The organism is Lachnospiraceae bacterium, from assembly GCA_025758065.1.
Classification (GTDB): Bacteria; Bacillota; Clostridia; order Lachnospirales; family Lachnospiraceae; genus Enterocloster.
In genome coordinates, this window is the sequence record CP107199.1 from 1,272,723 (window position 1) to 1,284,840 (window position 12,118).

The following is a 12,118-nucleotide window of genomic DNA, read 5'->3' on the forward strand; positions in this document are numbered from 1 at the left end:
CGTAGAAAGCCGCCGGTGCACATGACAGAATAAGCATTTGTTTGAAAATCCGTGAGTGGGCGCGCATAGCGTCAGAACAGAGAACCACTGTTTGAGCACGCAAAGCGTGCGAGTTTGGTTCGCAGTTCTGACAATAAGCGGCGCAAGTCCACGAACAAAGGATTTTCTCCCAAATGCGCATTTGTCATGTGCACCGGTGGCTTTCGGACCTTAGTCAACAATATCCCACTTTAGTCAACAATATCAAAACATTTTTGGATTGAATTTCTCTATTTTTTAGAAAATTGTAAAAAACTACCTTTTGACACCTTAATCATGGTATAATAGGCTTATCTATAAAGACACTGAACCATTATAAAGGAATAGTGTCATGGACTTAAAGATGCAAATACCAAGGAGGATGATAGTTCATGAAAAAAGGAAAACTTATAGCAATAGTTGGAATGGTGCTTGTAATGGGAAGTGCATTTCCGGTAAGCGCTGCAGAGAGTCTGGCTGATTTTGATTATCGGACTTATGCGGATACCTATCCTGATCTGAAAGCAGCATTTGGATATGATGCGGCCGCTCTTTATAACCATTATGAAACCAATGGAAAGGCAGAGGGCAGAGTTGCTGTCTTTACAGAAGCTGCAACAACACAGACGGCTACAACAACAGAAACTACCGCCAGTGAAAAACTCGATCCCCTTCCACCTCTGAACCCCAGCAAGATGCCGGATTGGTTTGACGCACGGACTCCGGTGGAGAGTATGACAAATGCCCGTCTTGTAGCAGAATATAATGCACTGGTTCCTTATATGGAAGAGCATGATTTGTCCTTTGAGGGTCCTTTGTCTCGTAAGGAAGAGCTGCTCTCCGAAATGAATATCCGCCTGACAAGATATGATTATTATGAGGATTATAAAGATGCATTTGGAGAAGCGGCAGCCGCAGGAATAAAGAATGATCCGGCATACCAGAGAGCCGCAGCATCTGATATTACACCTTTACGGGAGTTCATGGGTTAAAATTTACAGAAAGATCCGTATTAAAAGAAGAAAAAAGGTTGTCCAAAAGGGCAGCCTTTTTGAAGCTTTTGGACAAGTTCAAAGAAGGTTTGAGGATATTTTATGGAGATCAGTTTACTTTTGATGCAGCAGATCGCAGAGTTGTTTTTAATGATATTTATGGGCTATGTGATCGTAAAAGCAGGGCTTTTGAAGGGGGAAGACAGCAAGGTTATATCAAAGATCGTTTTGTATCTGATCATTCCCTGTGTTATCATCAATGCGTTCCAGGTGGATTATACCAGTGAGAAGGTACAGGGGCTTTTGCTGGCCTTTGCAGCCTCTGTTATGCTGCAGGTGGTATTACTTGTCATTGTGTGGACAGCAGGCCATCTGATGGGCTTAAATGAGGTTGAAAAGGCATCTGTGTATTATTCTAATGCTGGAAATCTGATCATGCCTATTGTGACCTTTGTACTGGGCCAGGAATGGGTGCTGTATGGCTGCGTGTTTATGAGTGTACAGCTGGTATTTGTGTGGAGTCATGGAAAAAGCGTATTAAGTATGGAAAAGGGCATTGACTGGAGAAAGATAATTTTTAATATTAATATGATCGCTGTATTTGCGGGAGTGGTGTTGTTTTTCACAAAGATCCGCCTGCCGCAGATAGTAAACCATACATTAGGCTCGGTGGGAAGCATGCTTGGACCGGCAAGTATGATCGTAACGGGAATGCTGATCGCAGAAATGAGCTTAAAAAGTATTTTTACCAATGGAAGGATCTATTTTATTACGTTTTTACGTCTGGTGGCTGTTCCGGGGATCGCATTGCTGTTGTTAAAGGTCAGCGGACTTGTAAATGGCAGTCCGGACGGAAAGAAGATTCTGCTGATCGTATTTCTGGCAGTGATCACGCCCTCTGCTTCAACAGTTACCCAGATGTGCCAGGTATATGGAAATGATTCTAAATATGCCAGCGCAGTGAATGTTATGACTACGCTGCTGGCTATTGTGACCATGCCGCTTATGGTGGTGTTATTCCAGATGTGGATGTAATGAGTCCAAGAGAAAAACAAGCGGCTGCGAAGCAGACATTTGTTTTTCCTGGACTATTAACGAAGGTCCCGCCTGGGGTAGCAGGCAGTAGAGCGCGAAGCGCGGGGGTCGTGAGTAAAAAACGAAAAGACCAGGTACTGGGGATACCTGGTCTTTTCTGTATACATATGTGTATAAAGGGGGGATAAAATGTTTGTGTGAAAGGGGGAGGACCCTTTCGGTTTTCTCTTGTTTACGTTGCCTATTATATATCTGGTACATTGTAAAAACCATTGTAATGTGCGTAAAGAATATTGCAAATCGCACAAGTTTTGATAAAATGAATCTGGGACCCACCAAAAACATGAGTAAGCAGCCATTTTTGAAGAAAAATGAGCAGATTATTGAGGGAGAACATGTATCAGGAAGACAGTTTTAAAACAAGACAGGTAGTGTATGCCCATACTCGCAGTGATGAGGCAGATATGGAGTATAAGATGCACTGCCACAACAGTTATGAGATCTACTACATGGTAAAAGGGAATGTGGAATATTTTTTAGAGGGAACTTCTTATATACCGAAGCCGGGAAGCCTGCTGATCATCCCGCCAAGCTGCTTTCACGGGTTGCGGGTGCTGGATGGCAGCGAGTATCACAGGATCCGTCTGCATTTTGTGCCGGAGCTTTTGACAGAGAAAGAAAGGCAGCTGCTTTTGGGGACTCTTGGAAAAAACTGGGGGTATATGGAGGATCAGTTTCGGGCAGAATGGTATTTTAATTCCCTGGAAGAATGCGGTTCATATAGTAGGGAATTGCAAAATATTGCAATTCGCCCACGGATCGTATCTCTTTTGGCTTATCTATCTGCAATGTATGAGAAAGGGGCGGGGCGGGGACCAGGTAAAGAAGATGTGGCCCAGGAGATCCTGCGATATATAAATGAACATCTTACAGAGCATCTTACCTTAGAGGGACTTGCAGATAAATTTTATATGAGTAAAAACCACCTGACAGCGATTTTTAAGCGGGCAGCAGGGACTACAGTAGCACGTTACATTTTATATAAAAGAATGACCATTGCAAGGAAAGAACTGGCGGAAGGAACACCTGCCGCAGAGGCAGCGATAAAGGCTGGATTCGGGGATTATTCCAGCTTTTTCCGGGCATACCGGAAAATGTTTGGCTGTGCGCCCTCAGACCAACAGGCAATGGAGCTGCCTGATATGGATAAGAGCGGGGATTTTTAGGAAGTATATAGGAGTGTGTTCTTTATACAATCTTTATACAGAGCACCTTATTTTTAACAGAAACTTTGAGGGGATTATGGCATAATGAAATGATATGAATGGTTGGGAAGGGATTGTAAAAGGAGAGAGAAATAATGGAATTGTTTTTTAAAAAGAAGACCTTATCTTCTTTTCAGATCATTATATTTGGCTTTTTGGCAGTTATATTAGTGGGAACGCTGCTTTTAATGCTGCCTTTTGCATCCAGGGAACCGGGAAGTGCGCCATTTTTGGATGCTTTATTTACAGCTACATCGGCTACCTGTGTGACAGGGCTGATCGTCCATGATACAGCTACGTACTGGAGCTGCTTTGGACAGGTGGTGATCCTGCTGCTGATCCAGATCGGAGGAATGGGCGTTGTTACCATTACCATTGCAGTAGCCTTGGTTTCAGGCAAGAAGATCGGTCTGATGCAGAGAAGCCTGATGCAGGAGTCGATCTCAGCACCGCAGGTAGGCGGCATTGTCCGTTTTACAGGCTTTTTCCTGAAGGGTATTGCGTTGATCGAACTGTTAGGAGCAATTTTGCTGGCGCCTGTGTTTATAAAGGACTTTGGAGTGGGAAAAGGGATCTGGTATGGCGTTTTTCATTCCATTTCTGCTTTCTGCAACGCAGGCTTTGACCTGATGGGAGTTAGACAGCAGTACTCGTCACTGACTTATTATGCTGGAAACGGGCTTGTAAATGCAGTTATTGTATTGCTCATACTGACCGGCGGTCTGGGATTTCTCACCTGGGAAGATATAAAGACAAATAAGCTGCAGTTTAAAAAATACAGGATGCAGAGCAAGGTAATACTGGTAACAGATCTGATACTGGTGATCGTACCTACGGTTATTTTCTATTTTGGGGAGTTTCACGGATCCCAGTGGGGAAATGGACTGGAACGGTTCTGGTTATCCCTGTTTCAGGCGGTAACGCCAAGAACTGCCGGGTTTAATACAGCGGATTTCGGGCAGATGAGTGAAGGCGGACGGTTTTTAATGGTCATGTTAATGCTGATTGGTGGTGCACCTGGATCTACGGCAGGCGGTATGAAAATGACTACGATAGCGGTGTTATTGCTTTCTGCGGCAGCTGTATTTCGCAGGAAAGAAGATGCCCAGTGCTTTGGCAGACGTATTCCAAACGAAACAGTACGATATGCAGCAGTAGTTATGCTGATGTATGTGGTATTATGTACCCTTGGCGGCTTATTTTTATGCTATGCAGAGGGGCTTCCGGTACTCACTAGCCTTTTTGAGGCAGGTTCAGCTATTGCAACGGTAGGATTGACACTGGGGGTAACACCCATGCTGGGAACAGCTGCAAGGCTGGTGCTCATTGCTTTAATGTACTGCGGGCGTGTAGGTGGACTGACACTGGTGTTTGCGGCGCTGTCTGGCATGCGGTCGAGTATGACAAAGTTCCCACAGGAGAAGATAACTGTGGGATAATATAGCATACCCCACTGCGTACCGTATGCGGCAGGGACCAATATGGGAGTGAAGCGAAATAATGAAAATGATGGATCAGAAATAAGGAGGAAATCACATTGAAATCAATTTTATTAATAGGACTTGGAAGATTTGGAAGACATATTGCAGAGAAATTATATGAACTGAACCATCAGATCCTGGCAATAGATAAGCAGGAGGACCGCGTAGAGGCAGTACTTCCTTTTGTCACCAGCGGACAGATAGGAGACAGTACCAACATTGAATTTTTACAGTCTTTGGGAATTGGAAATTTTGATGTGTGTATCGTGGCGATCGGCGGGGATTTCCAAAGCTCTTTGGAAACAACGGCCTATTTAAAGGATCTGGGTGCAAAGCTGGTAGTGTCAAGGGCTGCAAGGGATGTTCAGGCAAGATTTCTGCTGCGCAATGGCGCGGATGAGATCGTGTATCCGGAGAAACAGCTGGCAAACTGGACAGCGATCCGTTACAGCTCGGAACATATTTTTGATTATATCCAGTTATCGGATGACCATGCGATCTTTGAGATCAGCATTCCGGAAAACTGGTTGGGAAAGACAGTTGGAAATATTGATATCAGAAAGAAATACAACATCACTATCATGGCTTTAAAACGCGATGGCAAGCTGGAAATGTCTATTACCCCGGATACAGTACTGGATAAAGATGCTACCATGCTGGTGCTGGGAGCAAGCAGGGATATCCAGAAGTGTTTTCATATTTAACATAATACTGCAATCTAGTACATCGTTTCGTAAATAACTGTACTAATCACGTAGGATGCGGAGTTGAGTGTGCAGGTCTAAAAACGCAGGCGTAGCGGGCTACGCTGAGGCTTTTAGGCCTGTGCAATCAGATTCGCAGACAAGTGAGTGGTATAGTTATTTCGAAAACGATGTACTAGTGTACTGTATCATTCACATTTCGCATAATGACTTGCCTGAATTTCCATCTGCTGTGTTGTCGTCAATCGACGATGCCACCGCATCGCCTCATTCCTCCGCCTTGCAGATTGAAAATTTATTCTGCGTCATTTTGCTGAAAGTGAATGATACAGTACACTAGTCATTTGCAGGCCTTGTGGATCCTAAGAAGATTTCAGAAGAGCATCAGAATACCTGGGGAAAAGAAAAATGGAAGAACGGATACTTGTATGTTTATCATCTTCACCGTCTAATGGAAAGATCATACGCACAGCTGCTCAGATGGCAGAGGCTTTTAATGGGACATTAACGGCATTATTTGTAGAAACACCTTTGGCCGGAAAAATGGGAAAAGAGGATCAGGAGCGTCTGAAAGAGAATATTAAGCTGGCAAAACAATCCGGGGCAGAAATAGAAACAGTTTACGGTGATGACATTTCTTTTCAGATTGCGGAGTTTGCCAGGCTTTCAGGAATCACCAGGATCGTGATCGGACGCAGTGCTGCAAAGAAAAAAGGGATTTTTGCAGGAACATCTCTTGTGGAAAAGCTGATCGATCATGCGCCTGAAATGGAGATTTATATCATACCTGACAGCCAGATGGGACCTGAGGTAATCCGCAAATGGAACAGGCTGGCGCAAAAGAATGATTTTTCCCTTAAGGCAGCGGTTCAAAGTGCAGGCATCTTATTTGCAGCTACAGCAGCAGGCTGGATGTTTGAAAAATTAAAGCTGACAGATGCCAATATCATTACCGTTTACATTTTAGGCGTACTTCTGATCTCTATTGTAACAGAAGGCTGGTTCTACAGTTTTTCGGCTACGATAGCCAGCGTTCTGGTCTTTAATTTCCTGTTTACGGCACCTCGTTTTACCTTGCGGGCTTATGACCGGAGTTATCCTTTTACATTTGCAGTCATGTTTCTTGCAGCTTTGATCACAGGATCCTTGGCATCAAGGCTGAAACAGCATGCAGGACAGGCGGCAAGGGATGCGTACAGGCTGAAAGTACTTCTGGATACAAACCAGCTTTTACAGCAGGCTAAGGGAAAATCAGAAATACTGGAAGGAACGGCACAGCAGATCGTTAAACTTTTGAAAAGAGAAACAGTTATTTATGATGTGAAAAATGGAAAACTGGGACAGCCTCTGCACACCATTCCACAGGGGGGAGAAATCCTGGTTGAAGATGAAACCTGTGAGGAACAGGCTGCTGTATGGGCTTTAGAGAATAACCGCCATGCCGGAACAGGAACAGACCATTTTAAGCAGGCAAAAAGGCAGTATCTGGCGATCCGCGTAAACAGTACTGTTTATGGTGTGGTAGGTATCATGATCCAGAAACAGCCGTTAGATGCATTTGAAAACAGTGTGCTATTGTCCATATTGGGAGAATGTGCCCTTGCGCTGGAGAATGATAAAAATGTCCGGGAAAAGGAGGAGGCTGCGATCCTGGCAAAGAATGAACAGTTAAGAGCGAATTTGTTAAGAACGATCTCCCATGACCTGAGAACGCCTCTCACATCTATTTCAGGTAATGCAAATAATCTCCTTTACAATGAAAGCTGTCTGGATGCACAGATGCGCCGGCAGATCTATGGGGACATTTATGATGATTCCATGTGGCTGATCGATCTGGTGGAAAATCTTCTTTCTGTGACCCGCATCGAGGAAGGACGGATGCAGATCCGACAGTCAGCAGAACTGGTGGATGAGGTGATCAGGGAGGCGTTAAAACATACCGGGCAGAGCCGGACAGGAAGAACTATAAAGGTAGAAGAGGAAGATGAGCTGATCCTTGCAAAGATGGATGCAAGGCTGATCGTCCAGGTACTGATCAATCTGATCGGCAATGCAGTAAAGTATACGCCTCAGGGAACGGATATTACGGTTCGGGTGAGGAAAGAAAAGGCAGAAAACGGAGAAAACTCCCAGGTTATCATTTCTGTATGTGATCTGGGGGATGGGATCCCGGATGACAGAAAAGAAAGAGTATTTGACATGTTTTATACTGGCGGTGATCAGGTGGCAGACAGCCGCAGGAGCTTAGGACTTGGGCTTGGGCTTTGCAGATCTATTATTAATGCCCATGGAGGAAAAATATGGATATCTGATAATATTCCCCATGGAGCAGTCGTTACATTTACATTGCCTGCAGAGGAGGTGGCATTAAATGAGTAAACCATTGATATTGGTTGTGGAGGATGATGTTCCGGTAAGAAATCTGATCACGATCACATTAAAGACCCATGGATACAGATACCTGACTGCCGGGACTGGAGATGGAGCAGTTATAGAAACTTCCTCCCACAATCCGGATGTAGTTCTTTTAGATCTGGGACTGCCTGATATGGATGGTGTAGATGTGATCCGGAAAATACGTACCTGGTCTAACTTACCTATTATTGTGATCAGTGCAAGAAGCGAAGATACGGATAAAATAGATGCACTGGACGCAGGGGCAGATGATTATCTTACAAAGCCTTTTTCTGTAGAGGAGCTGCTGGCACGTCTGCGTGTTGTGGAACGGAGAATGGCTCTTATGAATGACGAAGCCCAGATAGCAGAGTCTGTTTATACAAATGGCAGACTGCGGATCGATTTTGCGGCAGGTTGTGCCTATATGGGGGATAAGGAGCTGCATCTTACGTCTACAGAGTATAAATTGCTGTGCCTGATGGCTAAAAATACAGGTAAGGTGCTGACGCACACTTATATTACCCAGAAAGTGTGGGGCAGCAGCTGGGAAAATGATATTGCTTCTTTACGTGTATTTATGGCAACTTTACGTAAAAAATTGGAAAGCGAACCGGATGCCCCGCAGTATATACAGACCCACATAGGGATTGGGTACCGCATGATCAAGGCAGAATGATCATTTATTCAGGGTTTTAAAGTAATGCTCCAGTTTGTCGATGCCAAAATAACCAAAGATGAACAGAATAAAAATGATCGTAAATGCAAAAAGTATCAGCATAAAATCTCCTCCTGTGTGAATAAAATCATATAACAGATATCCTCAGTGAATGTAAGGCATAAAGCTTTTGTTTATTGAGGATATTTTTATTATAAAGAAAAGCAGATAAAGAAAGGAAAAGGATATAAGTGCAGATATAAAGAGCGCATAAAAAATACATAAAAGAATACATGAATGTTTTTTCTCAATTAATTCATAGAAGCTGATTGTTCCAGAAGACAGACAGTGCTATGATTATCCCCGGCATTTTGTGAAAAAATGGCAGATGCTGTGAAGCAGAAATTGGAATAAAGCTGTAGCAACAGAGTTGTAGAAACAAAGCGGAGGAAAATAAAATGCAGTCATTATTAAATGTGCCGGCAGAAGTGGTGTTGGCGAATATTAATGCAGCTGTTGCAAAGGCAGCGGTAAAAGATATTGGAGGAAAAGTGCTGGCAATCTTCTTCCCGATTCTGGCTTTTGTAGTATCTGGTTTTGAGCATTGCGTGGCAAATATGTATTATATTCCAGCAGGCTTTTTTACAATGATTAATTTTTGCCGGTTACTCTTGAAAATATCATTGGCGGTGCTGTTATGGTTGGTGGTGTGTGCTTTTATCTGCATGGGAAGGCAGCGGGATAATGGAAATATAGAAATGTAAGATCTCCTTTATTGGCGGTAAATAGCTGGTAAAGGGGATCTTTTGGCATAAAGAAATCTGCAGGGATTTCGCTTTTAAGATAAAAAGTTCCCCGTTTTGCAAGGGATCCATCTGGCAGAACGGGGAATTCTCATATTGAATAAAAAGTTACTGTTTTTTCTGCATAAGCAATCAAAAAGGACACCTTTTATTGTATAATTATGTTACCCACAAAACAACACGAAAGAAGGTGTCCTTAATGAAAAATTAGCATTAAAGAAGCTGCTAACTTATATGAAAAGTGTATATAAAATCCCGGAGAAAATCAAGGGGTTATCGGACAAAAGAAAAAGAAGAACGATCCCATTATTTAATATCGTCATGCCGGCACTGCTCTTTCTGATGCTGCAGTATGAGAGTTTTCATACAGTTTTTTCTGCGCCTGAAAGTATGGGAAAACGATTGAAAAACTGCATACATGGAAAAATACCTAAAATTGATGCGGTCCGTGACCTTCTTACCCAGATAGATCCAGATGAGATCCGTGAGATCCACGACCAGACGATCGATATCATAAAAAGCAACCGTGTATTTCGGGAAGGGACTATAGGTGGATATGTTGTAGCCGGTATCGATGGAGTGGAATTGTTCAACAGCACAAAAAAGTCCTGTTCGGACTGCCTTAGCCGGAAAAACCGTGCAGGTGAAACAGAATATTTCCACCGGAGCGTGGTCTGTATGACAGTAGGAAAAACGCCACATGTAATCCTGGGCCAGGAAATGTTAAAACCGAGGGACGGAGCGGAAAAAGATGAAGGAGAACTGACAGGAGGAAAAAAGCTGATCAGACGTCTGAAGGAAAGACACGGACATTTCGCAGATGTGATCGTAGCAGATGCGCTGTATCTGAATGCCCCATTTATCAATACGATAAAAGAGTGCGGACTGGATGCGGTGATCCGACTAAAAGATGAACGAAGGGAACTGTTTCAGGATGCGGAAAGCCTGTTTAAGCGGGATGAGGGGAAAAAAAGGTCGTTTACCTGTGGAAAAAAGAATATAGAAGTCTGGGATCTTTCAGGATTTGAGATAGATAATAGTCCCCATAAGCTTCGTGTGATCCGATATCATGAAAGCTGGAAAGAAAACGAACGCCGGATGTGGCTGGTAACGACTCTGGATCAAGGGGAACCTCGGGTTTTATGGGAGATGATGAACCGAAGATGGGATATAGAAGAGAATGGATTCCACCAGTTGAAAACGTATTATCACGCAAAACATTGCTATTGCCATGCAGCAACAGAAGTAATATTTGATCTGATGATCATCGGCTTCAACATGAGAGAATTATACCTGTATCGCCGTATTCAAAGATTTAAAGAAAGTGGAATCAGCCGAAAAAGTGTGAACCGGAAGTTTTGTGATGAGCTATTATTGGAAAAAGTAAAAAGTATCTTGTATGAAAAGGGCGGATAGTCTGTCAGTGGGAAAATAAAAACAGGCGCTTTGAAATGAGCTAAATTTAACTAAGGGGGGACGTTGTGCGCATTCAGCTATTCAGGAAGCAAAAGAGAAAATAAGCGTGAGAGGGGCACTATTTATAAATATACAGTGCTAAAAGCGAAATCCCTGAGGGAATACCGTTTTCATTGACAGTATAGTCGGTTCCTTCCACAGAAAGCTTTGTTTTTAAAGGGATAAATGCTTTTTGAAAGCCAATTTCTTCAAAGAGGGATTTGTAAATGTTAGTGGCATCAAACGCAGCATCTCCAAGAAACGTCTTTGGATTTATTAAAGGATGTTTCTGGAAAAAGTCAATTAAAACTGGAAGAAGTGCTTTCGAATCGGCAAGGGATTTATCCTCATCCGGTGAATCTGATTTCTTCCCCACAACGATATCAGGATGTTTTTTTAGAAAGTCCTTGTTGTAGAAAGTGATGTCACGAACAATACCAAGCCCGTTCGTAATAATGCCAAATTTATAGGCGTAACAGAAATGTCCATTGATGTACATCTGCTGGATTGCCTGATTGGAAGCCGCATGAGTTGGCATAGAGCCATAAGCAGCTTTATAAGGATCATAGGAATCATTAAGGTTATGGGATTTTTTGAAAGCCTTTAGCTGCTTGATAATACGGTTGGCATATTTGGGGTTGTTTTCTGTAACCCATGCTTCAATGCCAGGAGGTATCAAAGATTGTCATGAAAGCAAGGGCAGGATCAAGATTTTGGCAGATCGGTTCGGTCAGATCAACAAGATGATCGAACATAGATTGTAAGTCCGATAAAAAATCCTGTTTGAAACGTGTAAATTTGGAACCATCCGGAACAACATCAAAACCGCAGAAATCACGCAGTTCCTGGGAATATTTCAGAAATACGATCAGGAGTGTGTCCGTCGGGATTGAGAAAATACGCTGGATAAGAAGTGCCTTAAGCATTGGATAAAGCTGATGTTTGCGAGGTCTTCCGGTGCTGGCATAAAAATGAGAAATAAAAGAAACAGGAACAATTTCATCAAGGTTAATGGCTTCATCAAAAAGCGAAAGGAACTGGTATTTGTCATTGTCAAATTTATGCTGACAGTCTTCAAAAATTTCTGCCAAAGTGAGCTGTTTATATGTTATCATGTGGGTATATATCTCCTTTAGGTGGATTGGTTGATAGTTTCTCGACAATTCTATTTTACCATAAACCTTGAGGAGATATTTTATTTTTAACAAGAAAAAATGCCGTATTTATACAATGTCATTAACTTAAAAGCAGAAGATATTTATTCCGAAATGGATTAGATATCTTCTGCTTTTTTTGATATGCTTATATTGTAA

Annotated in this window: 8 protein-coding genes and 2 pseudogenes; 9 read left to right on the forward strand and 1 reads right to left on the reverse strand. The window is 42.8% G+C overall.

Annotated elements, in window-relative coordinates; translation table 11 throughout:
* Positions 1-410: 410 nt before the first annotated feature.
* The 9 genes and pseudogenes from OGM16_05950 (at position 411) to OGM16_05990 (ending at position 10,766) form a co-directional block, all read left to right on the forward strand.
* Positions 411-1,010, forward strand: coding sequence for a hypothetical protein (locus tag OGM16_05950; protein UYJ47786.1), 600 nt, complete (start codon positions 411-413; stop codon positions 1,008-1,010).
* Between the two features lie 102 nt (positions 1,011-1,112).
* Entirely contained in the window at positions 1,113-2,045 is a 933-nt protein-coding gene (locus tag OGM16_05955) for an AEC family transporter (GenBank protein ID UYJ47787.1), read from the forward strand.
* 371 nt (positions 2,046-2,416) lie between these two features.
* Positions 2,417-3,271, forward strand: coding sequence for an AraC family transcriptional regulator (locus OGM16_05960; protein UYJ47788.1), 855 nt, complete (start codon positions 2,417-2,419; stop codon positions 3,269-3,271).
* A gap of 134 nt (positions 3,272-3,405) precedes the next feature.
* On the forward strand, positions 3,406-4,749 hold the full coding sequence (locus tag OGM16_05965; protein UYJ47789.1) for a Trk family potassium uptake protein: 1,344 nt from the start codon (positions 3,406-3,408) through the stop codon (positions 4,747-4,749).
* A gap of 98 nt (positions 4,750-4,847) precedes the next feature.
* Complete coding sequence (locus OGM16_05970) at positions 4,848-5,495, forward strand: TrkA family potassium uptake protein (protein UYJ47790.1); 648 nt, start codon at positions 4,848-4,850, stop codon at positions 5,493-5,495.
* Positions 5,496-5,903: 408 nt separating this feature from the next.
* Positions 5,904-7,874 (forward strand): DUF4118 domain-containing protein, encoded by a 1,971-nt coding sequence (locus OGM16_05975; protein UYJ47791.1) that lies wholly within the window; start codon positions 5,904-5,906, stop codon positions 7,872-7,874.
* Positions 7,867-8,568 (forward strand): response regulator transcription factor, encoded by a 702-nt coding sequence (locus OGM16_05980; GenBank protein ID UYJ47792.1) that lies wholly within the window; start codon positions 7,867-7,869, stop codon positions 8,566-8,568. The genes OGM16_05975 and OGM16_05980 overlap by 8 nt, the downstream gene beginning before the upstream one ends.
* 503 nt (positions 8,569-9,071) lie before the next feature.
* Positions 9,072-9,292 (forward strand): annotated as a pseudogene (locus tag OGM16_05985) (formate/nitrite transporter family protein).
* Positions 9,293-9,584: 292 nt separating this feature from the next.
* Complete coding sequence (locus OGM16_05990) at positions 9,585-10,766, forward strand: transposase (GenBank protein ID UYJ47793.1); 1,182 nt, start codon at positions 9,585-9,587, stop codon at positions 10,764-10,766.
* A gap of 157 nt (positions 10,767-10,923) precedes the next feature.
* On the opposite strand, the pseudogene OGM16_05995 reads toward OGM16_05990, so the two are convergent.
* Positions 10,924-11,920 (reverse strand): annotated as a pseudogene (locus tag OGM16_05995) (transposase).
* Between the last annotated feature and the right edge of the window lie 198 nt (positions 11,921-12,118).